The following is a 26,179-nucleotide window of genomic DNA, read 5'->3' on the forward strand; positions in this document are numbered from 1 at the left end:
GGCATTTTTTTTTTGGACAAGCATATATTCCTAGCAAAGGAGTGAAGAATATGAAGAGATTAGGTATATTCTTATTCGTGCTTGTTCTTGGTTATATATTTTATTACGATATAAAAATCGGCACTTTACCGATGTTAAGTTCATATAAAAAGACAAATGCGGCCGAAACGATAAAACAAGAAAGTACAAATACAAAACAAAAGAAAGAAAACAAAGCGGAAAAAGAAACAGATGTCACTTATAAAACAATTGAAGTCAAAACAGGTGATACGGTTCTTTCCATTACAGAAGCGATTAATAAGAAGAAAATTCCTTCTATCGAAAAAGTAATTGATGATTTTAAACAATTAAATAAAAATACACCTGCTACAAAAATACAACTTGGAAAGTCTTATAAATTCCCGTTATATCAATAAGCAATCACTTAATCCTTGTCAATTACATAAAGGCGCTGATACAATAGTAAAAGTGAAACCGAGCACTTCGGTTTCTATAGCCCTGTATCACGTATACTATCATTGATATAAGGGACTAAATAAGAAACTTCTTTTATAAGGAGAGCGATCTATTCGTGAATGAAATGACTCATCGTACAAAAACACGTCCAGTTAAAGTCGGTAATTTAACAATTGGCGGTAATAATGAATTAATTATACAAAGTATGACAACAACAAAAACACATGATGTTGAAGCAACAGTTGCTGAAATTAAACGTTTAGAAGAAGCTGGCTGCCAAGTCGTGCGTGTTGCTGTTCCAGACGAACGCGCAGCAAATGCTATTGCTGATATTAAAAAACAAATCAACATTCCACTTGTTGCTGATATTCATTTTGATTATCGCCTTGCTTTAAAAGCAATTGAAGGCGGCATTGATAAAGTACGTATCAATCCAGGTAACATTGGTCGTCGCCATAAAGTAGAAGCTGTTGTAAATGCAGCAAAAGAACGCGGCATTCCAATCCGTATCGGTGTAAACGCAGGTTCATTAGAGCGTCACATTTTAGAAAAGTACGGATACCCAACTGCAGATGGTATGGTTGAGAGCGCCCTGCATCACATTAAAATTTTAGAGGACTTAGATTTCCATGATATTATCGTATCTATGAAAGCCTCTGATGTTAACTTGGCAATTGAAGCATACGAAAAAGCTGCACGTGCTTTTGATTATCCACTACATTTAGGTATCACAGAATCTGGAACGTTATTTGCCGGAACTGTAAAAAGTGCCGCTGGTCTTGGAGCAATCTTAAGCAAAGGCATCGGGAATACACTACGTATTTCATTAAGTGCTGACCCAGTTGAAGAAGTAAAAGTTGCGCGTGAACTATTAAAGTCATTCGGCCTTGCATCTAATGCAGCAACACTTATTTCTTGTCCAACTTGCGGTCGTATTGAAATTGATTTAATTAGCATCGCTAACGAAGTGGAAGAGTACATTTCTACACTACAAGTACCAATTAAGGTTGCAGTACTTGGCTGCGCTGTAAATGGTCCTGGTGAAGCTCGTGAAGCTGATATCGGTATTGCCGGCGCGCGCGGAGAAGGACTATTATTCCGCAAAGGGCAAGTCGTTCGTAAAGTACCAGAAGAAATAATGGTAGAAGAACTGAAAAAAGAAATCGACGTAATTGCTGCTGAAATGGCTGCTGAACGAGAAAAAGAAAAAGAAACACAAGAACAATAAAAAGAAGGTTGCCCACAACATTTGTGAGCAACCTTCTTTTCTACGTAAAAAAGCTCGTCAGTTATAGAACTAACGAGCTTTTACTTTGCACATTTTGGACAACGTCCGTATATTTCAAACTTATGACCTGTTACTTCATAACCATTAAAATCTTTATTCATAAAATCCATCGGGCAAGAAGTAATCTCTTTCGTCCCTCCGCAATCTAAACAAATAAAATGATGATGATGTTCCATAATAGAACATGTAAAACGAAAATGTTTTTCACCGTTTAATTCCGTTTGTTCTAAAACACCGATTTCAGCAAACACCGTTAAGTTACGATAAATCGTGTCAAAGCTAAGACCTGGATAATCATCCTTCATATGCTCTAAAACGTCCTTCGCCGTTAAATAACGATTGTGAGCTGCAAATAACCTGAGCATTTCTTCCCTTTTCCCAGTATGTTTGTATCCTTTATCTTTCATTAGGCGTAAAGCTTCTGTTAGATTCATATCTATCCCTACTTTATGCAGTTTTTTTCTTCTTCCATAAAATCGCACCAATTAAAATAAGAACTGCTATCATAACAATTGTACCACCTGGTGCTAAATCAAGTTGATACGAAGCAAACATTCCACCAATTACTGCAATTTCACCAAATAAAATGGAGAAGAAAATTGTTTGTTTAAATCCATTCGCAATACGAATACTTGCTGCAACTGGTAACGTCATTAATGATGATACGAGAAGAACCCCCACTACACGCATTGATACCGCAATGACAAGCGCAACCAATATAATGAAAATAAAGTGAATCCACTTTGCACTCAAACCGGTTGATACAGCGTATTCTTCATCAAACGATAGTAAAAATAACTCTTTGTATAATAAAGTAATCGTTACAATAACAACAATTGCTACAATGCCGATAATTATTAAATCCGTACTTGTTACAGCACTTACACTACCAAATAAATAACTAAATAAATCTGTGTTAAACCCATTTGCAAGTGAAATAAAAATAACGCCAATCCCCATTCCTGCTGAAAGAATAATTGGAATTGCTAATTCTTGATAATGTTTATATACAGTACGTAGTTTTTCAATAAGTAACGCCCCACCAATAGAAAAAATCATCCCCATATATAACGGATTTAAAAATCCCCCTGTGAAAATTGTTTTTTCTAGTAGTAAACTTGCAGCAATACCCGATAATGTCACGTGGCTTAATGCATCCGCAATAAGCGACATGCGGCGAATGACAACAAATACACCTATAAGCGGTGCAACAAGTCCTATTAAAATTCCTGCATATAAAGAGTTACGTAAAAAGTCATATTGTAAAAAATCTTGTATCATTATATCCTCCCGTGATGCTCATGCTCGTGTTCTAAACGATGAACATGGTGTCCATATAAGACGGACATTTCTGCATCTTCTAACTCTCGGAACTTTTCTACATTTCCATGGAAATGTAAATGTTTGTTTAAGCATGCAACATGTGTTACTTTCTCGGTAACAGCTCCCATATCATGCGTAACGAGAATTAATGTGATTCCTAGCCTTTTGTTTAAATCCTCTAATATCTCATAAAAACTTTCTACATTCTTCACATCAATTCCAACAGTGGGCTCGTCCAAAATAAGTAATTCAGGATCACTAACGAGCGCACGAGCAATAAATACGCGCTGTTGTTGTCCACCAGAAAGTTCTCCAATATTACGCCCTTGAAACTCACTCATTCCTACATCAGCAATCGCTTTTTCTACCTTTTTCTTATCGTTTTTCGTAAAAAAGCGAAACAGCCCTTTTTTCGAAACGAGTCCCATTGACACAACTTCAAACACAGTTGCCGGAAAACCAGAATTAAAGCTATTTGCCTTTTGCGACACATAACCAACTTTGTTCCATTCTTTAAACTTCTTACTATCAACACCAAACAAACGAATGCTTCCCTGTTTTGGCTTTAAAACGCCTAATAAACATTTTAGCAAAGTGGATTTCCCTGAACCATTTGGCCCAACTAAACCTAAAAAAGCTCCCTTCGGAACTTGCAAATTTATATCTTCTAACACATTTCGATCTTCATATCGAAATGACAATCCTTCTATTTCTAATATATTGTTCATAGCATCTCACCTATTTTAATTCAGAATGATTCCGATTTATATCTATTTGAATTATAGTACAGCTTATTATAGTTGTAAACCAATCTGCCTAAAATATATCTACTTTTTCAAGAAACCTTACTATTATAACAAAAAGCAGAGAAAAATTCTCTGCTTTCAAAAGATATTATAATTAATTTTTTAGTGAATAGCCGATTTAAACTTACCACCATTTGTCTCTTGTGTACTCATAATCGTAACAAACGCATTCGCATCAATTTCATACACAATTGATTTTAACTTTGTCACTTCTAGACGTGTTACCACTGCATAAATAACTTCTTTTTCTTTATCCGTGTAACCGCCTTTCGCTACAAGCTTTGTAGTTCCACGACCAAGACGATGCAAAATCGCATTTGATACTTCCTCATATTGATCTGATACAATTAAAACAGCTTTCGTTTCATCTAAACCTTGAATGACTGTATCAATTGTTTTGAATGCAATGTAGTACGTCATAACAGAATACATCGCTTGTTCAACACCAAATACAAATGCTGCCCATGCAAAAATGAATAAGTTCACAAACATTACAAATTCGCCTACGGAGAAAGGTAATTTCTTCGTTAATAAAATACCCATAATTTCTGTTCCGTCCATTGATCCACCATGACGAATAACGAGCCCTACACCAAGACCTAAAATAAGACCACCAAACACTGTAGCTAAAATTGGCTCTGTTGTAAATGGCGGAACAGCATGTAACGTTGATTCAATAAACGCTAAAGCTACAATACCGAACGCCGAAGATAACATGAACGTTTTTCCAATTTGCTTATAACCCGAATACATAAATGGGATATTGAGAATAACGACCAAAGTAGAGAAACTTAACCACCAAATATTAGGAGTAAGATAATCTAATATAAGAGAAATACCAATAATTCCACCATCAATAATTTTATTTGGCATTAAGAATAATTCAATCGCTACCGCTGCGCATGCTGCTCCAAAAATAATCATAACTAAACGATACATAAGATGGATAACACTTTCTTTTCGATGTTGCTTCTGCTCCATAAGTCCTCCCTATACTCTTTTTCTATATTTTTGTCCTTATATTATAACATACGCTTCTTTTTCTCATGAAAAAAGAAGCTCTATATGAATATGTACAAGCTACGTACTCATATATTTCGATAGAAGAACGTGTGAAGGAGGATAACTCGATGAACCTCATTAAACAACTTGTAAATAAAAAATTAAATCATATTTCTACAAAGGAATTATTGAAATATAGTAAAGAATATGATGTTCCAATTACGACTGCACAAGCTGATCAAATTGTTGGACTTATGAAAGGAAAGAATATTAACATTTACGATAATGACGAACGACTAGCGCTCTTAAAACAAATAGCTCAAGTAACCTCGCCCGCTACTGCCCAACAAGTAAATACTTTATTTCAACAACTACTAAAATAAGGAGGGGATATTCCCCTCCTTATTGCTTATTGCGCTTTAATTTTCTCAAGGAGTCCTTCATCAAAAGTACCATTTTTCAGCATTTCGATTTCCAATTTATATGGCGGCTTCTTGTCCTTTTTATCTTCACCTACATATGGTGTTTCCAGAATTTTTGGTACGTGCATTAATTGCGGATGATGCACAATATGATGCAATGCTTTATAACCGATATGACCGAAACCGATATTTTCATGACGGTCCTTTCCTGCGCCGCGTACATTTTTACTATCATTAATATGAAGTACTTGTAAACGATCGATACCAACAATCTTATCAAATTCGTTTAATACACCGTCAAAGTCATTTACAATGTCATATCCTGCATCGTGCGTATGGCATGTATCAAAGCATACCGATAGTTTTTCATTATATGTTACACCATCAATAATTTTTGCAATTTCTTCAAAGCTACGGCCGCATTCTGTTCCTTTTCCTGCCATCGTTTCTAACGCAATGTTCACCGTCTGATCTGGCGTTAATACTTCATTCAGTCCTTTAATAATTTGTTGAATACCAGCGTCTGCCCCTGCACCAACGTGCGCACCTGGGTGAAGAACGATTTGTTTTGCCATACCTAATGCTGATGTTCTTTCAATTTCCATACGAAGGAAATCTACACCTAATTGGAATGTTTCTGGCTTCGTCGTATTTCCAACATTAATAATATATGGCGCATGTACGATAATCTCTTCGATACCGTTTTGTTCCATATGTTTTCTTCCTGCTTCTATATTCAATTCTTCAATTGGTTTTCTTCTTGTATTTTGCGGTGCACCTGTATAAATCATAAACGTCGTTGCACCGTATGAAACAGCCTCTTCACTTGCTGCTAATAACATTTTCTTACCACTCATAGAAACATGAGATCCAATCTTTAACATACAATCACCTCTTCAATATACAATAGATATAATGATAGCATAATTTGTAGAAATATGTAGTGAATTGTTTTTCCATTCTCCACTGATTATTATCCTCGTAAATAGCTAGATAAAAAAAGATAAGGGAAATCCCTTATCTTTTTTTATTGCTATATTTTCTTTTCACTTTGTCACGTTCTGTTGCAAGTTTACGTTTATAATTTGGTTTTACTTTTTTCGGTTTTTTAACAACTTTCGTTGCCATAACATCAAGTTCATCATTTGGTTTTTTACGGCTCTTACGACGACGACGTTCACCTAAATCCGCCCACTCATCTCCGCGTAAATCTACATGTTTAAACTCGATATGGCGTTGTTTTTCTAAACTATCTAACGCTTCTTCGTTTGCTGGATCATAAATCGTCACTGCAATACCTGAATAGCCTGCACGTGCTGTTCTTCCCACTCGGTGAACGAAGAAATCTAAATCTGATGGAAGTTCGTAGTTAATAACATGACTAATTCCTTCAATATCAATACCACGAGCTGCTAAATCAGTTGCAACAATATATTGGAATTCAAGGTCACGAATTTGTTTCATCATTTTTTTACGATCACGAGGTGATAAATCTCCGTGAATTCGTCCAACTTTTAAGCCGCGTTCCGTTAATCCGTCAGCAACTTGATCTGCCATTTTCTTCGTATTCGTGAAAACAACTGCTAAATACGGCTTAAATTGTAGCAACATTCTTTTCACTAAATCGATTTTGTTACGATGTTTAGAAGGCACTAAATAATGCTCGATATTTCCAGCCGCAACTTGTTTTGGATTGATATGAATATGCTCTGGATTCTCCATGTATTTCTTCAGAAACGGTTTTAGTTTTTGAGGAATTGTTGCAGAGAAAACTAACATTTGCAAGTTTTTAGGCATGCGTGCTGCAATCTTATCTACATCATGAATGAATCCCATATCAAGCATTAAGTCTGCTTCATCGACAATAATTGTATTTGCTTTATGAACAAACAGTGCTTGTTCTTCTACTAAGTCTTTAATACGTCCTGGTGTTCCAACTACAATATGAGGTTGTTTTTTCAACTTTTCAATTGATCGTTGTTTATCAGTTCCACCAATTAAACAACGTGCTGTAATCATTTGATCTTCCGCACAGAACTTTGTTAATTTCACGATTTCTTCGTAAATTTGTTGTGCTAACTCACGAGTAGGCGCTGTAATAACAAGTTGTACTTCTTCACGACCTGGGTTAATTCTGTTCAATGTAGGAAGTAAGTATGCATGTGTTTTCCCAGAACCTGTTTGGGATTGTCCAATTACACTTACACCTTTTTTCACGACCGGGAAAATTTTCTGTTGAATTCCTGTCGGCTCTGTAAAGCGTAGTTCACGAACTGCATCTATTAAAAATGGTTTAAAATCATACTGTGTAAAAGTTTGTTGTGTCATAAGTTACACCTTCTTTCTAAATTTCTACTGCGCGCACAAATCAGTCAAGTCTACATTATATCGAAATCTACAAGTAAAATCCATCTTTAGTTTAGGTTTTTACTTCAAAAACTAACCTTCTTCCCTCTTATTGCATATTGTATGTGTATATACCTAACTGAAGAAAGGAGGATTTCTCACATGTTTCCAAAATCCCCCATGAGGCAAATGTATCCGAATCCAGGGCAGCAACCTTATACACCATATCCAATTCCACAACTACCACCGATGGCACAAAAAAAGAAAGGATTTCTTGCTAAACTCTTTAAAAAACACGATCCAACCGAAGCTTTCATGCAAATGGTTCCGCCTTATCGACAAATGGAAGGACCGCCAATGATGCACCAGCAACCGCCACCTCAATATCGACAGCAATATCAGCAACAATACCAACACCAATACCCGCAACAATATCAACAGCAATATCAACCATACATGCAGCATCATCCCGAGCAAATGATCCCTCCTCAAATGTATGAATCAAACGAAACGCGCGGCGGTGCAGCAACTACAACCGCATCAAGTAGCGGCATCGGTAGTTTTTTTTCGAATTTAATTTCGAATCCAACTAATATGATAAATAATATCGAAAAAGTATCACAAGTCGTTCAATCTGTAAGCCCTGTCGTCGAACAGTACGGTCCCATTATGCGTAACCTACCAAGCATCGTTAAAATCCTCACCTCTGGAAAAAGTACGGAAGAAAATCCAACCGAAGATCAAACTGAAGACGTAACAGAAAAGGTTGAAGTAGCAACTCCACCTCCTCCACAAAAAAAAAGAAAAAGAAAAAAAATGGTGATTGAGCCAGTTATAGAAAAAGAAGTGCGCGAGGAGCCTGTTCAAAAAATAGCAACAAAACCAAAACTATATGTGTAACAATCCTTTGTTTTCTATCCACTCCTCCTTTATAATGTAAAAGACTATGCACAAAAGTATCTCTTGTTTAGAAGGAGAGGATTACTCATATGAAAATTGTTAAAATTTCCCCTCGTGGTTATTGCTACGGTGTTGTGGACGCGATGGTTATTGCACGTAACGCCGCATTAGATACATCATTACCAAGACCTATTTATATTTTAGGTATGATTGTTCACAACAAACATGTAACAGATGCATTCGAAGAAGATGGTATCATTACATTAGACGGTCCAAGTCGATTAGACATTTTAGATAAAATTGATTCTGGTACTGTTATTTTCACTGCACACGGTGTTTCTCCAGAAGTTAAACAGCGTGCAAAAGAAAAAGGTTTAACAACAATCGATGCCACTTGCCCAGATGTTACAAAAACACATGACCTTATTGAAGCAAAGAAAGCTGAAGGTTACCATGTCATTTATATCGGCAAAAAAAATCATCCAGAACCAGAAGGCGCAGTTGGTATCGCACCTGACATCGTTCATCTTATCGAAAGAGCCGATGATTTAAAAACATTAGAAATCCCAACGGATAAAATTTTAGTTACAAATCAAACAACGATGAGTCAATGGGATGTTCAACATTTAATGGAGGACATTCAGAAGAAATTCCCAACAGCAGAGTTCCATAAGGAAATTTGTTTAGCAACTCAAGTTCGCCAAGAAGCTGTTGCCAAACAAGCTGATGTTGCAGACTTAACAATTGTTGTTGGTGACCCGAAAAGTAATAACTCAAACCGTTTAGCACAAGTATCGCAAGAAATCGCTGGTACGAAAGCATACCGCGTTGCGGACGTAAGTGAAATCAAATTAGAATGGCTACAAGGTGTCGAGAACGTAGCTGTTACAGCAGGCGCTTCTACTCCAACACCAATTACAAAAGAGGTTATCGCTTTCTTAGAGCAATATGACCCAATGAATCCTGCTACATGGGAAAGAGTTCGAAAAGTACCGTTACAAAAAATATTACCTCGTGTAAAAGTGAAAAAAGAACAATAATAAAAACCGTTGCCTATATGAGCAACGGTTTTTATTTTTCTTATACAAATGTAAATGGATCTGTATGTAACTGCGAAGCATGAATATGTACATTCAGTTTCTTTGCATCTGCTTTTTCTTGTAATTGCTTTTGTACACCTTGCTTCATTACCTTTTCAACGTTATGTCCTGGGTCGACGATATTTAAACCGAGCATCATCGCATCATGGGCAACATGATAATACATGTCACCTGTTACATATACATCCGCACCTTTAAATTTAGCTTGATTGATGTATTTGTTACCATCGCCACCAAGTACAGCTACTTTGCGCACTTTATCATCTAATTTCCCAACAACTCGCGCACCCTTTACATCTAACGATTGCTTTACATGTTCCGCAAACTGTCCAAGTGTCATTTCTTCTTGTAAATACCCTATTTTTCCAAGCCCTAACGTTTCACCTTTGTTATCAAGTGGATACACATCATAGGCTACTTCTTCATATGGATGTGCTGTTACCATTGCTTTAATCACTTTTCGTTGTAGTGAAGCTGGAATAATCGTTTCGATTCGCACTTCTTCTACGCGCTCTAACTGTCCAGTTTCCCCGATATAAGGATTTGTCCCCTCTTGAGGTACAAATGTACCTGTACCCTCGCTATTAAACGTACAGTGACTATAATTGCCGATATGACCAGCACCTGCGTCTCCTAATGCTTTTCGTACTTCTTCTGCATGAGTTTCAGGCACAAACACAACAATTTTTTTCATTTCTTCTGCATATGTCGGTGCCAAAACTTCTGTATTTTGCAATCCTAACGCCTCAGCAAGTAAATCATTTACCCCGCCCTTAGCAACATCCACATTTGTATGTGCGGCATAGATTGCAATATCATTTTTAATACACTTTTCAATAATTTTCCCATATGCCTTATCTGTATGAATCGCTTTTAGCGGGTTAAAAATTAAAGGATGATGCGCAATAATGACATTCGCTCCTAATTGAATTGCTTCATCCACAACTTCTTCCGTTACATCTAACGCAATTAATACGTGTTGCACGGGTTTATTAAGCGCTCCAATCTGCAAGCCAATCTTATCTCCTTCCATCGCCAAATGCTTCGGATACATACTTTCAAATAACGAAATAATTTCATGGCCATTTGGAATTTTACTCATGATAAAACCTCACCTATCATTTTCATTTTCGCTTCTACTTCCGCACGCTTCGCTTTTGTTTCTTCAGAATCAGCCGCACGTTCTAACTGCTTTAAAATATTTTGGAAGTTTTTTAATTCTCCTTCCCACTTTTCAACGAAAGCTTCACTTTTTTCTTTCATTAAAAATGGTCCCATAAATAATTCAGCCTGTTTATTTTCAGAGTAAGGAACCGTGATATTTCCTCGCTCCCCTACTAAAATCTCGTAAATTTTCCCATCTTCTTTTACGATTTTTTCATGGATAAGCTCCCATCCATTCTCAATAAACCATTCACGAATGTGATGCGCTGCAATATTCGGCTGTAAGATTAAACGTGTTACACCTTCTAATTTTTCTTTACCACTTTCTAAAATATCACGAATTAACGCTCCGCCCATTCCGGCAACCGTAATTACATCTACTTCTCCTGGCGCGATAACAGCTAATCCATTCCCTTTACGCACATCTACTTGATCTTGTAAGCCACTTTCAGCTACAGTTGCCTGCGCAGAGCGAAATGGTCCATCTACAACCTCTCCAGCAACTGCTTTAGTAGCAATATTATTTATAATTGTATAACACGGTAAATACGCATGATCCGATCCAATATCGGCAACTGTAGATCCTACTGGTATTTCACGCACAACTTCTTCTAATCGTTTTGAAAGCTTTACTTCATTCATGTATTTCCATTACTCCTTCTCTTGTCAGTCTGTCTCCATGATAATGAATTTATAGTAGTTGTTGCAAGCCTATAACAACAATTCACTTCTCTATCATTCATCGTATTTTAGAAAATATAGAAAAACAAGCCTTTTGCTTAAGCAAAAGGCTTGTCATACGGAACTTTATTTTTTCTTCGATAACCAATCAGCTACTTTAGCGGCTTGATCAGCTGGAACTATATTCGGTGGCATATTGCCTTTTCCTTTCGAAAGAATTTCTTTAATTTCATCCTTTGAAAGTTTCCCACCAATTTTTTGTAAATTAGGTCCTACCGCCCCTTGTAATTGATCACCGTGGCAGCTCGTACAGCTTTGCTTCACAATATCCTCTGGCTTGGATGCTGTTTGTGCTGGCTTCCCGCCATTTTTTGCATCAGCTAACTCTTTAGATTTATTTAGCCCCTGAAATGAAAATACAAACATAACGATAATACCCAATGCTGCAATAAGAGCGAACGGAATCAGCGGATTACGTTTCATATCTCTTCTCCCCCCTCTATACCCCTAAATAGTTAGATGATTCAGTCATTTCCATTGTACTTGAAAACGCTCTATCAGAAAAGAGTAAACTACTAATCGTTAAAAATATTCCATAAATTCAGTTTATTGTTTTTTATTGTTATATCGCTTATTATTTCGATAATTATTAACGTTTCTCATCATATTTTTCACTTTTCTACATATATTTTTGTATAGAATAAACAAAATTAATCGAAAAATCGAAAAATGAGCATTTGCAAATCAAAAGACAATTCTGTAAAATAAATTACAAGAAATTGTAATCGTTGCTGACAGCTAAAGTTTAACAAAAATTAACAAAATAAAAAAGTTTACTTCACAAAAGTGAAGTAAACTTAAAGGTAGCCTATTCTAAGAAATCCTTAAGACGCTTACTACGGCTTGGATGTCTCAATTTACGAAGTGCTTTTGCTTCAATTTGACGGATACGTTCTCTCGTTACGCCGAATACTTTCCCAACTTCTTCAAGCGTACGAGTTCGTCCATCATCTAAACCAAAACGAAGACGTAGAACATTTTCTTCACGATCTGTTAGTGTATCTAACACATCTTCTAATTGTTCTTTTAGCAATTCATACGCTGCATGGTCCGCAGGCGATGTTGCTTCTTGGTCTTCAATGAAATCACCTAAATGGGAGTCATCTTCTTCACCAATCGGTGTTTCAAGAGAAACTGGCTCCTGTGCAATTTTCAAGATTTCACGTACTTTTTCTGGAGCAAGATCCATTTCTTCACCTATCTCTTCAGGAGATGGTTCACGTCCTAAATCTTGTAATAATTGACGTTGTACACGAATTAACTTATTAATCGTTTCAACCATATGAACTGGGATACGAATTGTTCTTGCTTGGTCTGCAATCGCACGTGTAATTGCTTGGCGAATCCACCAAGTTGCATACGTACTAAATTTGAAACCTTTACGATAATCGAACTTTTCAACCGCTTTAATTAGACCCATATTCCCTTCTTGAATTAAGTCTAAGAAAAGCATACCACGGCCCACGTAGCGCTTTGCAATACTTACTACAAGACGTAAGTTTGCTTCTGCAAGACGACGTTTCGCTTCTTCATCGCCTTCTTCAATACGCGTTGCAAGTCGAATTTCTTCTTCTGCAGATAGTAAATCTACACGACCAATTTCTTTTAAATACATACGAACAGGATCGTTGATTTTAACCCCTGGTGGTACACTTAAATCATTGAGGTCGAATTCTTCTTCCGATTTTGCTATTTGGCGATTATTAGGGCCTTCGTCGTTGTCATTGTCGCCAACTAAGTCAATCCCTTGTTCACCTAAATATTCATAGTATTCATCCATTTGATCGGATTCAATTTCAAATCCATTCATGCGTTCTGCAATCTCTTCATATGTAAGAACGCCACGTTTTTTTCCGAGCTCAGTGAGTTGTTCTTTCACTTGCTCAAGGGTCATTTCAGTTTCAATTTGTTTAGAACGAGCTGGTTTGTCAGCCATCTGTTCCCCTCCTTACGCGAGATACAAACATTCATTATACTAAAAATTTATCAAAAAAGCTATTTTCTCGCTTTTTGATTTTGTAAATATGCTACATAATATTTAGCAGCCTCTACAGGATCTGTTTTTTCCATTTGTTTTATCTTGAAGATGATTTCCATCTTTTCAAGTTTTTCTTGATGACGTCTAAGCGTCTCCAAATGGCCTTGTAACACTTCTTCTGTGTATTCTGGATTAATAAATTCATCCGTCGAAATATCAGTAATAATATTTTTCAACTTTTCATCAGAGAGCCAACTTAAAAATGTTCCGACTGAAGGTTCATTTCCCTTTTCATAATATGCGTATAGTTCATATAAAATCCCTTTATGTTCTTCTGTATGAAAATCTTCTATGTGGGATTCCATACGAACGGCCACTTCTGGACTTTGCAACATATGGTAAATAATTTCTCTTTCTGCCCTTTCAAAACCTGTTAACTTCGGTTTTGTTTGAACAATTTGAGACGGCTTAGAAACCTGCTTTACTTGTTTTTGCTGTACCTTTTGTTCTTTGCGATATTGGTGCAATTGATTCAAAAGTGTTTCCATTGAATACGAAAATTCTTGCGATAATGACTTCAAATATGATTCTGCCTGCATCGCATCCTGTAACAACGATAACTCTTTTAAAACACTTTTCACATACTCTTCTTTGCCCGACTCATCTTGCAAATTTTTCCCTAAACGCAAATAATTTATTTTAAAACCAACAAAACTTATACTTGATTTCACAAGATTTTCAAAAGCAGTTGTCCCATATTGTTGCACATATTCATCAGGATCAAGCTTATCTGGCAAGGATGTAACTTTCACTTGGCAACCAACTTGCAACAATAATTGCCCTGCTTTCATCGTCGCTTCTCGCCCTGCTTTATCACCATCATAGCAAAGAACAACAGTTTCAACGTTACGTCGCAGAAGTTTTGCTTGTTCTTCAGTTAAAGCTGTTCCCATTGTCGCAACAGCTTCTTCCACACCACTTTTTACCGCAGCTAGTACGTCAGCATACCCTTCAAAAAGGACCACTTGCCCACGTTTTCTAATAAACGGCCTCGCTTGGTGGAAGTTATACAACAATTTACTTTTGTGAAAAATTGGTGTTTCTGGGCTATTTAAATATTTCGGAGTGTCATCTCCTAATGCCCTTCCACTAAACGCTATCACTTTACCTTGTAACGTATAGATTGGAAACATAACTCTTCCACGGAAGCGATCATAATGACTACCATCCTTCTCGCTTCTTATGAGAAGACCAGCTTGTTCCATACTTGATAGCGATAAACCTCTTTTTTGTAAGATTTTCGTTGCTGCATCCCAAGCAGGTGACGCATAACCAATTTCAAACTTCTCAATCATCTCTTTTGTAATACCACGTTTTAACAAATACGAAAGTGCTTCATTTCCTTCTTCTGTATTTACTAATAAATGATGATAATACTTTTTCAAAAGTTCATGAGCCTGTTGCATGATGACAGTGTCATCAGATATGTCTTCTTGTTGTCCTTGCCCTGATGTATACTCTGCAACCGCAATTCCATTTCTTTCACCTAGCTTTTGAACAGCTTCGGTAAAAGCCAGTCCTTCCATTTTCATTAGAAAGGAAAATACATTTCCACCTTCTCCACATCCGAAGCAATGAAAAATTTGCTTGTCAGATGAAACAGAGAATGAAGGAGAATTCTCACCATGAAACGGACAAAGGCCGAAATAGTTACGTCCCTGTTTTCTAAGTTGAACGTATTCACCAATCACTTCGACAATATCGGATGATGTCCGAATTTGTTCAACAACTTCTTCAGGAATTCTGTTCCCCATAACTCCATCTCCGTGTCGTATTTTGTATTCGATATAAATTAAAAAATTCCTTTATAATTCGACAATATTTTTTCTAAACTTATTAGAAAATGTTGTCGATCACGTTATCAAGCGATTTTGCAGACCCTTTTCTGCGTAACTTCGCAGATACGTACCTACTATATAAAATTGTATCCATTTGCTCATCTATTACAAATGTACCTCATGAAGACAATACATATGCACTTTTTCATAAGAAGACTAGCAAGCACCATATCCTATGTGATCACGAGATCTGTTTTTTGCATGTTGATACATATAAAGAAATCAACTTTTGCTTATTCAGCATCTACATAGATCCAAATTCCCTCGCTACTTCCTTAAACGATGAGCATACGATGTGACAAACAAAATTTTGACATGAAATTTCGTTCCAGCTCGCACAATTGTCAGCCTTCACAGTATATGCATCTGCATCAACTCATACCATATTGATGTTTTTCATATTTCTGTATTCTACATCCCTTCTGCGAATCCTTCCATAATGTGCGTTTTCTTGTATAGATTTTGTCGATTTAACGTAATTACATGTCATTTCTTAAATCCTATCCCTAGTTTATTCTGAAAAATTAAAGTCTAAACGTAAAATATAGGTTTTTATCACAATTTTTTATTATAATATATTTTCTTCAACTACGCTACATATCCCTTTATTTTTTCATCTTCTATTTCAGGATAGCGAAACCCTACCTTTAGCATAATAAAAAGACCGAAAAATATAAGCATAACCACTTCGCTATCATCTATTACAAAATCAGCAGGCACTGTGTTTCTCACGAGCGAAAAAAGCACATTCACCTTTGGTAAATGTGCTAAAACATTTTTTGGTTTTGCACTGCATTCACAATAATGTTAGCTGTTTCTTCAATCGCTTTGTTCGATACATCAATTACTTGACAATTTATTTTATTAACTACATTCTCAAAGTGATCAATCTCTTCTTTAATACGATTAATATTGGCATATGTTGCTCCATCACTTAGTCCAAGTGATTTCAATCGCTCTTTTCGAATATGATTTAACTTCTCTGGCGTAATTTTCAAACCGAAGCATTTTTCTTTAGCCACTTGATATAATTCTTCAGGCGGATCTACTTCTGGTACTAGTGGTACGTTGGCAACTTTCAAACGTTTGTTATGAGCTAAATATTGAGAAAGTGGTGTTTTTGATGTGCGCGAAATCCCAATTAACACGATATCTGCTTTTAAAATACCACGTGCATCTCTACCATCATCATACTTCACAGCAAACTCAATCGCTTCAATCTTTTTAAAGTATTCTTCATCTAACCTACGAACAACACCAGGCTCATATCTAGGCACTTGCCCGGTAATTTCTTCAATTTGATCGATTAGAGGGCCAATAATATCATATGCCTCTACACCTTCTTTTGCAGCCTCTGTCACTAAATATTGGCGCATGTCAGGCTTTACTAACGTAAAACAAATAAGTGCTTGATTGCTCTTAGCAATCGAAATCACTTCTTTTAATGTCCCTGTATCCTCTACATACGGCACACGTCTAATATCAGGAGCAAATGGGAATTGCCCCATTGCTGCTCGAACAACCAAATCAGCCGTTTCTCCTACAGAGTCAGATACGACATATACGATTTTATTATCCATTACATTACCTCACTTTAAACAAATTACACTTATTCGTTATTTACTAAGTTTACAAACGCACGTGTAATATTTGTTTTTGTAATTCGTCCAACCACTTCTAAACCTTGTTTCGTATCTTTTACAACTGGCATCGCATCAATCTGTCTTTCTATTAATTCCATCGCAATATCATATAAAGAATCTTCTCTACGACACATCGCAATGTTTGGCATCCTTGTCATGATAATATTAACCGGAAGTGAGGTTAAATCCTGCTTCCCTAAGCTAGCTCGTAATAAATCTTTACGAGATACAACGCCTACTAATAGAGTCGATTGATCTACAACGAATAATGTACCTACATCCTCTAAAAACATAGTACAAATCGCATCGTATACCGATACATTTTTATCAATTACAACCGGTCTAGATTGATAATCTTGTACTTTAATTTTCTTAACAGCTTCAGATAATAACTGTCCCCCAGTTTTACCCGTATAAAAATAACCTACGCGTGGACGTGCTTCTAAATAACCAGCCATCGTTAAAATTGCTAAGTCTGGTCTTAGCGTTGCACGTGTTAATCCCAATTGCGCAGCAATTGACTCCCCTGTAATAGGACCGTGATCTTTTACAATCTGAATGATATGTTCTTGCCGTTTATTCAGCTCTATGATAATCACCACCTTTAATGCACAACGAAAAAAGTTATACTATCTCTTAAATATTATATACTAAATATGCTATTCGAAAAAGAAAGGATGTAAAAAGGACCGTATACGGCCCCAAATTATATTTGAAACTTATCAAGTTGTTCTAAGAAACGTCTTGATTTCAAATAAATCCCGCAATATTCATCATAATATGTATTCAATACTAAACGCATTTGTTTTTTTGTGCTATCCTTCACTGATACATTGCCAAGTCTATGTAAATCGAAGTGGTAGAAAAGACGCAATAATTTATGAACGGCTTCCCCCACTGGTATACGATATTGATCTTGCTCAGCATGACGTGAGCACAGAAAACCGCCCTCCCTAACAGAGAAGGCGACAAAATCTGTTTCTTGATGACAAATCGCACATGTATCAAAGTACGGGCGCATCCCTAATACCGGAAGCATTTTCGTTTGATAAATTAATGATAATACTTCTGGATCAACACCCTCACACATATAATGCAACGTTTGATATAACATTTCAAATAAATATGGATTATGTTTTTTATCTTCTGTTGCTTTATCAGTTAACTCAACAATAAATGATGCATAAGCAGTTAAAAATATATCCTCGCGAATTTCTTTCATAGTTGAAATAATCTCGCCTTGTTGCAAAGTTCCAAGTCCAGATCCCATTTGAATAAGAAAATGACCATGTGTCATAAGTTGCGAAACAGATGCTAACCGGCTTTTCGGTTTTTTCGCTCCTCTTGCCATTGCACTTACCTTACCCAATTCTCTTGAGAATATTGTAACAATCTTGTTCGTTTCTCCGTAATCTGTCGTACGGATAACGATGCCCTCAACTTTTTGAAACATGTTCGTCACCATCCAAGGTTTGAACAAAACGGGTCAAGAAATTGGAGAGTCTAGATGCGCTAGCTCCTCTTCATGTTGATCCATCTCATCGTTTACGTCTTTTTCCATTTCTTTCAAAAGCAAATACGTCTCAATGCTTCCTGTTTTGGAGAAAAACTTCCAGGTAAAATCTAGCATAAGAATCCACCTTTCTCAATAAGCGTAGCCTATAAACCAATTTCCTTTGTTGTTATTAAATTGACCCATTTTGTCCATTTTCATGTGAGAAAAATTTTTCCTAATTTATCAAAACTCGTAAAAACCAATAATCAGCGGATGAACAAAACATCCGCTGATTACAGCTTTACTCTATTTTAATACTCGTCTTCGCGGAAACCAAGGTCACGAAGCTGAGACATTTTATTTCGCCAATCTTTTTGCACTTTTACCCATACTTCTAAAAATACTTTAGAACCAAGTAATGCTTCAATATCAAAACGAGCTCGCTTACCGACTTCTTTTAACATCTTCCCTTGTTTTCCGATAATAATCCCTTTTTGCGACGGACGTTCAACAACAATCGTTGCATTAATATAAACTGCCCCGCCTTCGCGTTTTTGAATTGCATCGATAACAACAGCCACAGAATGCGGCACTTCTTCACGTGTTAAATGTAGTACTTTCTCACGAATAAGCTCTGCAATAATAAATCTCTCGGGATGATCCGTTACTTGATTATCCGGGTAGTATTGTGGTCCTTCTGGTAAATACTTTTTAATTGTACCAATTAGAGCCTCCACGTTATTACCGTCTAATGCAGAAATTGGTACGATTTCTGCAAAATCATGTAATTTGCGATATTGATCAATTAACTCTAATAATTGTTCTGGGTGAACTTGGTCAATTTTATTAATAACTAAAAATACTGGTTGTTTCGTTTCTTTTAACTTCTCGATGATGAATTCTTCACCACGACCAAAGCCTTCAACAGCATTCACCATAAACAGAACGATATCAACTTCTTTTAATGTCGTTTGCGCCATCTTCACCATGAAGTCGCCTAGTTTATGTTTCGGTTTATGTATTCCTGGTGTATCAATAAAAATTACTTGTGAATCATTTTCTGTATATACGCCTTGAATTTTATTACGAGTTGTTTGTGGCTTGTCACTCATAATAGCAATTTTTTGACCAATAATACGATTTAAAAATGTAGATTTCCCAACATTCGGTCTGCCAATAATAGAGACAAAACCTGATTTATAACCTTTTCTATTCATGTAAATCCTCCGCTAAAAATGCTCCTGGTAACAATTCCCCGACTGTTGTCTCTTGAACGTCACCATGTAAATTTGATAGGTATACTTTCGTATCCTGTTTACATAATTCTACCATAACTTGTCGACATGCTCCACAAGGAGGTACTGGACGCTTCGTATCCGCCACAATTGCGATAGCTACAAACTCTTTATCTCCTTCAGAAACCGCCTTAAATAAAGCTGTTCTTTCTGCACAGTTACATAAGCCATATGAAGCATTCTCAACATTACATCCACGATATACTTTTCCATCCTGCGTTAATAATGCTGCACCTACTTGAAATTTAGAATATGGTACGTACGCTTGTTTACGCGCTTCGATTGCTTCTTGAATTAATTGTTGACCATTCATATTCCCGCATCCTTCCTGTTCACAGCTGTGAATAGATACACTCTCTTACTAAAGGCCTTTACGGCACCTTCAAAGCTTAAGAAAAGCTTTGGAATGCAACTATACCACATACGGTAAAAAGATAATAGCACCAATTATAACGGCTATGATCGCAAACAATAAAACAGCTCCCGCTGCGACATCCTTTGCGACTTTCGCAAACGGATGTATATCGGTAGTCGCTAAATCTACTGTTTTTTCCACAGCCGTATTTACCATCTCTAAACTCATTACAATTCCCATTACAATAAGTAATACCATCCATTCTACTTTTGTAATATGGAAATAAAAGCCGCAGCATATAACAACAACTGCGGCTAAATAATGAATTTTCATATTTCGTTCATGACGAAGACAAAAGAATATACCGACTATAGCATACCCAAAACTATCTATAAGTTTTCCTTTTTTCATCGTCCTAATCCAAATGCTTCTAAAATTTCTTTTTGTCTTCCGAACATTTCTTTTTCATCCTCTTCTGTCATGTGGTCATAACCAAGTAAATGTAAAAAGCCATGTAACGCTAAAAAGCCAAGTTCACGATCAAAAGAGTGCCCATACTCTTCAGCTTGTTCTTTCGCTCTCGGAATAGAAATAATAAGATCGCCTAACATACGCGGCATCTCTACACCTACAATTTCCATTTCTCCTTCTCCCATTTCTTCCATAGCAAAAGAAATGACATCAGTAGGCTGATCCTTATCTCGGTAATCACGATTAATCTCGCGAATGCGTTCGTTATCTACAAATGTTACTGATAACTCTGCACCATCCTCTATTTTTTCCATTTGAGCTGCTTTTCCTAATATCTCACGAATTAAATTCACATACTCTTCTTTCACTTCTTCTGTTTCATCAATGAAATCAATTAATAAACTCATTCTTTCTCCTTATCTTCCGGTGGTTCCGGATATGTAATACGCGAATGGAAAATACCATTTAACGTTTCACATAACGTTTTTCCAACGATTTGTAGTTCCTTAAATGTCAAATCACATTCACTAAATTGCCCATCTTGCAGGCGATCTTTAATAATACTTTGTACTAAATTATTAATTTGATCTGGCGTTGGGTGATTCATAGAACGTACCGCTGCCTCAACACTATCCGCAATACCAACGATTGCCGATTCTTTAGAAGTTGCTTTTGATCCCGGATAACGGAACATCTCTTCTGTATATTTTTCTTTATCTTCTTTAATCGCCTTATAATAAAAATATTTCAGGAGCGTTGTACCATGGTGTTGTCCAGCAATATCGATAATTTCTTGCGGAATATGGTATTCTTCGAGCATCTTTACTCCATCGGTTACATGAGCAATGATAATATCTTTACTCGTCACAGGATCTAATTTATCATGCGGATTTTCAATTCCCATCTGGTTTTCAATAAAGAATTGTGGTTGTACTGTTTTCCCTACATCATGATAGTACGCCCCTACACGCGCTAATACACCATTTGCTCCAACTGCTTCACAAGCCGCCTCAGAAAGATTCGCTACCATTACACTATGGTGATATGTCCCTGGCGCTTCTAATAAAATTCTACGCAACAGCGGATGATTCGGACTTGATAATTCCATAAGCTTCATACTTGATACAATTCCAAGTCCACTTTCTAAATATGGTAATATCCCCATAGCCAAAACGGATGAGATAATTCCTGAAAGGGAAGCCATTAATAATTGGGTACCAATTTCAAGAGGCGAAAAATTCCCATTACGTAATAATAATAACGCCGCCAAGACGACTACATTTAAGATCGAAACGAGTATACCAGCTTGTAAAATCATCGTACGACGATTTTTTTCTCTTAAGAAAATGCTCACTGATAATGAACTTAATAACACATAAATGCCTACACTATAATTTAGTGTACTTGTTACTCCTTCATTAAACATAATACTCCCGCACACAGAAAAAATCATACTTGTTAAAAATACAAATCGATCGCCAATCATTAGTTTTACAAGTATCGTTCCCATCGCAACTGGGACAACATACGCAATTCCTGCATATTCAAGCTTTTGAAACAAACTAATAATTTTCATTAAAACAATCGTGATAGACAAAATTGTAATATACGCTAAAATGTACGGTTTGTCTTCTCTTTTCCGCTGTAAAAATACTTCAAACTGTTTATGCATAAAGTATAGTAACACACCAATGAGCACCGCTAATCCAACATAAGGCTGAAAACTATTTCCTTTTTCTAATAAACCGACTAATTTCAACTGATTATACATATCACTTGAAATTGTTTCACCTTCTCTAACAATAACTTGTCCTTGAAGAATATAAACAGGTGGAACTAAATCTTCTTCTGCTTTCTTCTTCTCTTTCGTTACAGCCGGATCATAGAAATAATTTGCTGTAATCGCATATGATCCTAGCGCATTCACAGCTTCTTTCAATCCGCTATTCACATTCAGGCTTTTCATTTCATTAACAAATCGCTCTTTCGCCGCCATTTCTTCGGACATTTTAATATTTCCACCCATGATAACGCTAACAGACGTTAAAGCCGCATTCTTTGCTAATTCTAATTGATCCGGTTCTGCATTAATAAAGTATAATAAATTCTCATCCGATAATTCCTTCGTTAAATTGGATGGCAACTTCTTCTTCAACTTTTCTAATTTATTCGCATCGGTCATCTTTTTTTGCTCTTCAGGTCCAGCAGCTTTCATCTCCTGAATTACTTCATTCACCTTAGCAAAAACATCATTTACAATATCTACTCTATTTTGTTTATATTCACTTCTATATGTATATTGATCCCCGACTTTTTGAGCGGCCTCTTGTTTTTTTCTTTCCGTTATAACCTTATCTTCAATTTTAATAGGAGAATGAATTGTTTTTTTCGCAATAGAATACATATCAACATCTAATTGCTCTGGTTTCACATTATTCATAAGTGCAAAAAACAGCACCGCCCCTAATAAAACGTAAGAAATCCAACTTAGTTTTTTCGAATGTTGCAAATTACGAAACCACTTAGAAATTTCTTGAGATCTTAACATGATTTCAATACCTTCTCCTCTCTAGAAATAAAGTGAAACTATTTATAGCTTTCATTTCTTCTAGCCAACGATACTTTTAGGTAACATTTTTATACACCAGTACCTATAGTTTATTTCTCTTATCTTTTATGATAGTAAAAAATATGCCGTTCGCCAACCTTAATACAAAAAGAAATGATCCTGACAAATAGGATCATTCCATTTTATCATATGCCTCAATAATACGTTGTACCAGTGGATGCCTTACAACGTCCGTTTGTTCTAACGTAATGAATGAAAGACCTGATACACCAGATAAAATGTTAGCGGCTAGCGTAAGCCCTGATTTTACCCCTTTTGGTAAGTCTACTTGTGAAGGGTCCCCCGTAATAACCATTTTAGAACTAAAACCTAATCTAGTTAAAAACATTTTTATTTGTGCACCCGTTGTATTTTGCGCTTCATCTAAAATAACAAATGAATCATCGAGCGTACGTCCTCTCATATAAGCAAGAGGCGCGATTTCAATTACACCTCTCTCCATCATACGCTGCGTATATTCTTGTCCAAGAATATCGTGCAGAGCATCATACAATGGACGTAAGTACGGATCTACCTTCTCTTTCAAATCACCTGGTAAAAACCCTAAACTTTCTCCAGCTTCTACAGCCGGTCTCGTTAAAATGATTTTCTTTACATACCCTTGCTTTAAAGCTCTTACAGCCATTACTACAGCTAAGTACGTTTTCCCAGTCCCGGCAGGTCCTATTCCAAATACAATATCATTTTTCTTCATTGCATGAATATATCTTCTTTGTCCCATCGTTTTTACACGAATGGATTTACCTTTTGCCGTTTTAAAGATTTCTTCTTCATATAACTCTTCAAATTGAGCAATTTTCCCTTGTTGTGCGAGCTGAATTGCATACGCAACATCTCTTTCTGTAATTGACACACCTTTTCGAATAACAACAAGTAGTTGTTGTAAGATTTTTTCTACGAGTGTCACAGTTTCAACTGCTCCAGATGCATGAACAGTTTCACCTCTAGTTACAATTGATACATTCAGTTCCCGTTCAATTACTTTCAAATGAGCATCATTGACTCCAAAAAGAGCGATTGCTTCGTTAGTATTTTCCAATTGTTGGTTCATTTCTACTAATTGTTCTGCCATTACTCAGTCTCCTTGAATATCGGATTCGGATATTGGTTGTGGCTCTGCAATATTTTCAATCACAGTATAATGCAAAGTGACTTTTAGTTGATCCGCCTCAACCTCTTTACTCAAAATCTTATCACTTACAATCATAGCATGTTCATCCAATTTTTTCTTTAGTTCTTTTTCAGCCATTTCTTTCGCTACTTTCATTGCCTGTTTTTCTGTATATTCTCGGTTCGCCTCTTCCTCTTCTCGCACTACATCTTTTTCATATGCAATCGGCAGTGTAAAACCAAATAATTTCACATCATGTTTTACACTTTCCGTACGAGAACGTTTATACTTATCATGCTGAAATCCCCATATTTTTATTTTTGTACTCCCAAATGTAAGGTAATGCTCATTATACGTATTACCAGTATATACTTGAAATTGCGTCTTGAGTGGTACATTCACCTCAGATGTGTACCACGTTTCTCCATATACAATACCTTTCGCCGAAACAATGGTTGGACTCTCCTCATTACCGTATATCCCTGATACGAGAAGCTGCCCTTTTTCTACATGATCATTTTTTAAAACGACTGGTTTTCCAACTTCAACAAATGTTTTTGTAACAATCGCTTCTTTTTTTGCCACTAAATTTTGCGGCCTTTGTTCTTTTTCTTTTTTCGGCTCATTTTTTTCAACAATTTTAAAATGGTACGTCGTTCCCCTTACTTCTAGTCCTGCCCAAGTAATCGCATTAATATTGTCCGTCAAATGACGTTGTACATCTTCTACACTAGGCATTTGGAATTGTAATTTTCCTTTTTTAATACCCATTTTGTCCAATTCTTTCATCAATATATATTCTGTTTCAGGTTTCGCTCCCGTAATTTCAATTTTCCAAACCATATTCGATAATGCAATCATGCCAAAGAAGAAAATTAAAAAACCAATTAAGAATCCACTATTTTTAATTAAGCGCTTATTCCAAAATGGAAAACCGTAACGCCCAATAAAATATAGTTTACACTCATTTTTTCTATAAATCGGCTTTATTTTTTTCACATCTCGTAATAGCATACAAAAGACTAACGTTTCATCGGCGATTTTCTTAACGTCCCAAACTAATAATTTTCTACGCACACATTCGTTAACAAACCGCTCCGCTCCTCTACCTTCAATTCGTACCTTTACATATCCAAGCCACTTTATAAACCATTTATTTTTCATCTACTACCTTCACTACCTTTCCAAAAGTAGACACACTACTTTTCACTTTAATTAGCAAAATAGCTCGTACGAAAATGAAATAAAGAGTTTTATTTTCCATAAATAGCGGGATAAAGTGAGACTTTAATCAGCCCTCACCAATTGGACTTTAACGGACAGCCCGACCCCCACCTAACTTCTTTGCTTTCGCTGAATTTTGAGGCGGGGGCTTATTGCCCATTAAAGCGGGATAAACTTAAATAGTAGGGGCAAATCATTAGAATAAAGAAGAAAAACTTCACATACGGAAGTTTCCCTTACTTCTCTTTCTGTTCGTCTTCTAAAAACGTCACTTGCTCAATTATCCCTTCAAGCAAAAGTTCTTCCGGAAGGATTGTTTTAATAACAAAGGACTGCCCCTTAATTAATAACTGACCATGCTTTAACAACAATCTTACTTCTTTATCTGAAAACACTAATAAACCTCGATGATTTTCTATATAGATATGCACTTGCCCAACAAGCGTGATCCGAGGTAGATCCATTAGCACATCCACTGGTAGGTCTATTTGCTTCGTTAACCAATTCTTCATTTGTTCTAATTTTTTCATCC

At 36.3% G+C, this 26,179-nt stretch carries 29 protein-coding genes; 5 read left to right on the forward strand and 24 right to left on the reverse strand.

What is annotated here, in order from left to right; translation table 11 throughout:
* Positions 1 to 50: 50 nt before the first annotated feature.
* On the forward strand, positions 51 to 416 hold the full coding sequence (locus tag FH036_RS14220; RefSeq protein WP_000825406.1) for a hypothetical protein: 366 nt from the start codon (positions 51 to 53) through the stop codon (positions 414 to 416).
* Positions 417 to 580: 164 nt separating this feature from the next.
* Positions 581 to 1,684 (forward strand): flavodoxin-dependent (E)-4-hydroxy-3-methylbut-2-enyl-diphosphate synthase, encoded by a 1,104-nt coding sequence (gene ispG, locus FH036_RS14225; RefSeq protein ID WP_011040674.1) that lies wholly within the window; start codon positions 581 to 583, stop codon positions 1,682 to 1,684.
* Between the two features lie 80 nt (positions 1,685 to 1,764).
* Here the strand turns inward: ispG and FH036_RS14230 are convergent, their stop codons facing one another.
* The 4 genes from FH036_RS14230 to FH036_RS14245 all read right to left on the reverse strand — a co-directional run bounded on the left by FH036_RS14230 (position 1,765) and on the right by FH036_RS14245 (position 4,854).
* A complete protein-coding gene (locus tag FH036_RS14230; protein WP_001054512.1) occupies positions 1,765 to 2,178 on the reverse strand; it encodes a Fur family transcriptional regulator in 414 nt (137 codons plus the stop codon).
* A gap of 13 nt (positions 2,179 to 2,191) precedes the next feature.
* A complete protein-coding gene (locus FH036_RS14235) occupies positions 2,192 to 3,025 on the reverse strand; it encodes a metal ABC transporter permease (protein WP_000613823.1) in 834 nt (277 codons plus the stop codon).
* Positions 3,025 to 3,795, reverse strand: a complete 771-nt coding sequence (locus FH036_RS14240; RefSeq protein ID WP_001059652.1) for a metal ABC transporter ATP-binding protein — start codon at positions 3,793 to 3,795, stop codon at positions 3,025 to 3,027. The genes FH036_RS14235 and FH036_RS14240 overlap by 1 nt, the downstream gene beginning before the upstream one ends.
* 180 nt (positions 3,796 to 3,975) lie before the next feature.
* A complete protein-coding gene (locus tag FH036_RS14245; protein WP_000435966.1) occupies positions 3,976 to 4,854 on the reverse strand; it encodes a YitT family protein in 879 nt (292 codons plus the stop codon).
* Positions 4,855 to 5,003: 149 nt separating this feature from the next.
* Between FH036_RS14245 and FH036_RS14250 the strand changes: the two genes are divergently transcribed.
* A complete protein-coding gene (locus FH036_RS14250) occupies positions 5,004 to 5,258 on the forward strand; it encodes a DUF2624 domain-containing protein (protein ID WP_001048963.1) in 255 nt (84 codons plus the stop codon).
* Between the two features lie 26 nt (positions 5,259 to 5,284).
* Here FH036_RS14250 and FH036_RS14255 read toward each other — a convergent pair whose 3' ends face one another.
* Positions 5,285 to 6,181, reverse strand: a complete 897-nt coding sequence (locus FH036_RS14255; protein WP_000912464.1) for a deoxyribonuclease IV — start codon at positions 6,179 to 6,181, stop codon at positions 5,285 to 5,287.
* A 133-nt stretch (positions 6,182 to 6,314) separates the two neighbouring features.
* Positions 6,315 to 7,625, reverse strand: a complete 1,311-nt coding sequence (locus FH036_RS14260; protein ID WP_000194027.1) for a DEAD/DEAH box helicase — start codon at positions 7,623 to 7,625, stop codon at positions 6,315 to 6,317.
* A gap of 180 nt (positions 7,626 to 7,805) precedes the next feature.
* On the opposite strand from FH036_RS14260, the gene vrrA reads away from it, so the two are divergent.
* Both vrrA and FH036_RS14270 read left to right on the forward strand, forming a co-directional pair.
* The gene (gene vrrA / locus FH036_RS14265) at positions 7,806 to 8,543 is read left to right on the forward strand and encodes a VrrA/YqfQ family protein (protein WP_000484139.1); all 738 of its coding nucleotides are present in this window, start codon (positions 7,806 to 7,808) and stop codon (positions 8,541 to 8,543) included.
* An 89-nt stretch (positions 8,544 to 8,632) separates the two neighbouring features.
* A complete protein-coding gene (locus FH036_RS14270; protein WP_000706669.1) occupies positions 8,633 to 9,583 on the forward strand; it encodes a 4-hydroxy-3-methylbut-2-enyl diphosphate reductase in 951 nt (316 codons plus the stop codon).
* Between the two features lie 40 nt (positions 9,584 to 9,623).
* Here the strand turns inward: FH036_RS14270 and FH036_RS14275 are convergent, their stop codons facing one another.
* The 18 genes from FH036_RS14275 to yqfC form a co-directional block, all read right to left on the reverse strand.
* Entirely contained in the window at positions 9,624 to 10,745 is a 1,122-nt protein-coding gene (locus FH036_RS14275; RefSeq protein ID WP_000036211.1) for a Nif3-like dinuclear metal center hexameric protein, read from the reverse strand.
* Entirely contained in the window at positions 10,742 to 11,449 is a 708-nt protein-coding gene (locus tag FH036_RS14280) for a tRNA (adenine(22)-N(1))-methyltransferase (protein WP_001006560.1), read from the reverse strand. The genes FH036_RS14275 and FH036_RS14280 overlap by 4 nt, the downstream gene beginning before the upstream one ends.
* Before the next feature lie 165 nt (positions 11,450 to 11,614).
* On the reverse strand, positions 11,615 to 11,971 hold the full coding sequence (gene cccA, locus FH036_RS14285) for a cytochrome c550 (protein ID WP_000828145.1): 357 nt from the start codon (positions 11,969 to 11,971) through the stop codon (positions 11,615 to 11,617).
* A 385-nt stretch (positions 11,972 to 12,356) separates the two neighbouring features.
* Positions 12,357 to 13,484, reverse strand: a complete 1,128-nt coding sequence (gene rpoD / locus FH036_RS14290) for an RNA polymerase sigma factor RpoD (protein ID WP_000764060.1) — start codon at positions 13,482 to 13,484, stop codon at positions 12,357 to 12,359.
* A gap of 59 nt (positions 13,485 to 13,543) precedes the next feature.
* Positions 13,544 to 15,340 (reverse strand): DNA primase, encoded by a 1,797-nt coding sequence (gene dnaG, locus FH036_RS14295; RefSeq protein WP_000528216.1) that lies wholly within the window; start codon positions 15,338 to 15,340, stop codon positions 13,544 to 13,546.
* A gap of 672 nt (positions 15,341 to 16,012) precedes the next feature.
* Positions 16,013 to 16,144 carry a hypothetical protein gene (locus FH036_RS27425; protein WP_001110543.1) on the reverse strand — a complete coding sequence of 44 codons (132 nt, stop codon included), beginning with the start codon at positions 16,142 to 16,144 and terminating at the stop codon, positions 16,013 to 16,015.
* A 47-nt stretch (positions 16,145 to 16,191) separates the two neighbouring features.
* A complete protein-coding gene (locus FH036_RS14300; RefSeq protein ID WP_000368942.1) occupies positions 16,192 to 17,004 on the reverse strand; it encodes a pyruvate, water dikinase regulatory protein in 813 nt (270 codons plus the stop codon).
* Between the two features lie 29 nt (positions 17,005 to 17,033).
* Positions 17,034 to 17,666, reverse strand: a complete 633-nt coding sequence (ccpN, locus tag FH036_RS14305) for a transcriptional regulator CcpN (protein ID WP_000583759.1) — start codon at positions 17,664 to 17,666, stop codon at positions 17,034 to 17,036.
* 107 nt (positions 17,667 to 17,773) lie between these two features.
* A complete protein-coding gene (gene recO / locus FH036_RS14310) occupies positions 17,774 to 18,520 on the reverse strand; it encodes a DNA repair protein RecO (protein WP_000487010.1) in 747 nt (248 codons plus the stop codon).
* Positions 18,521 to 18,553: 33 nt separating this feature from the next.
* A complete protein-coding gene (locus FH036_RS14315) occupies positions 18,554 to 18,697 on the reverse strand; it encodes a YqzL family protein (protein WP_000883924.1) in 144 nt (47 codons plus the stop codon).
* A gap of 176 nt (positions 18,698 to 18,873) precedes the next feature.
* Positions 18,874 to 19,779 (reverse strand): GTPase Era, encoded by a 906-nt coding sequence (gene era / locus FH036_RS14320; protein WP_001080241.1) that lies wholly within the window; start codon positions 19,777 to 19,779, stop codon positions 18,874 to 18,876.
* Complete coding sequence (locus FH036_RS14325) at positions 19,772 to 20,170, reverse strand: cytidine deaminase (protein WP_001014347.1); 399 nt, start codon at positions 20,168 to 20,170, stop codon at positions 19,772 to 19,774. The genes era and FH036_RS14325 overlap by 8 nt, the downstream gene beginning before the upstream one ends.
* A 99-nt stretch (positions 20,171 to 20,269) precedes the next feature.
* Positions 20,270 to 20,623: a diacylglycerol kinase family protein gene (locus FH036_RS14330; RefSeq protein ID WP_044793784.1), complete on the reverse strand. Its 354-nt coding sequence runs from the start codon at positions 20,621 to 20,623 to the stop codon at positions 20,270 to 20,272.
* Entirely contained in the window at positions 20,620 to 21,090 is a 471-nt protein-coding gene (ybeY, locus tag FH036_RS14335) for an rRNA maturation RNase YbeY (protein WP_000054692.1), read from the reverse strand. Before ybeY ends, FH036_RS14330 begins: the two co-directional genes overlap by 4 nt.
* The gene (locus FH036_RS14340) at positions 21,087 to 23,231 is read right to left on the reverse strand and encodes an HD family phosphohydrolase (protein ID WP_000946450.1); all 2,145 of its coding nucleotides are present in this window, start codon (positions 23,229 to 23,231) and stop codon (positions 21,087 to 21,089) included. Before FH036_RS14340 ends, ybeY begins: the two co-directional genes overlap by 4 nt.
* A gap of 193 nt (positions 23,232 to 23,424) precedes the next feature.
* Entirely contained in the window at positions 23,425 to 24,384 is a 960-nt protein-coding gene (locus FH036_RS14345; RefSeq protein ID WP_000840516.1) for a PhoH family protein, read from the reverse strand.
* A 3-nt stretch (positions 24,385 to 24,387) separates the two neighbouring features.
* Positions 24,388 to 25,587 carry a sporulation protein YqfD gene (gene yqfD, locus FH036_RS14350; protein WP_000792485.1) on the reverse strand — a complete coding sequence of 400 codons (1,200 nt, stop codon included), beginning with the start codon at positions 25,585 to 25,587 and terminating at the stop codon, positions 24,388 to 24,390.
* 296 nt (positions 25,588 to 25,883) lie between these two features.
* Positions 25,884 to 26,177: a sporulation protein YqfC gene (gene yqfC / locus FH036_RS14355; protein ID WP_000732266.1), complete on the reverse strand. Its 294-nt coding sequence runs from the start codon at positions 26,175 to 26,177 to the stop codon at positions 25,884 to 25,886.
* Between the last annotated feature and the right edge of the window lie 2 nt (positions 26,178 to 26,179).

It is taken from the genome of Bacillus sp. CD3-5 (assembly GCF_006349665.1).
In the GTDB taxonomy this organism is placed as follows: Bacteria; Bacillota; Bacilli; order Bacillales; family Bacillaceae_G; genus Bacillus_A; species Bacillus_A paranthracis.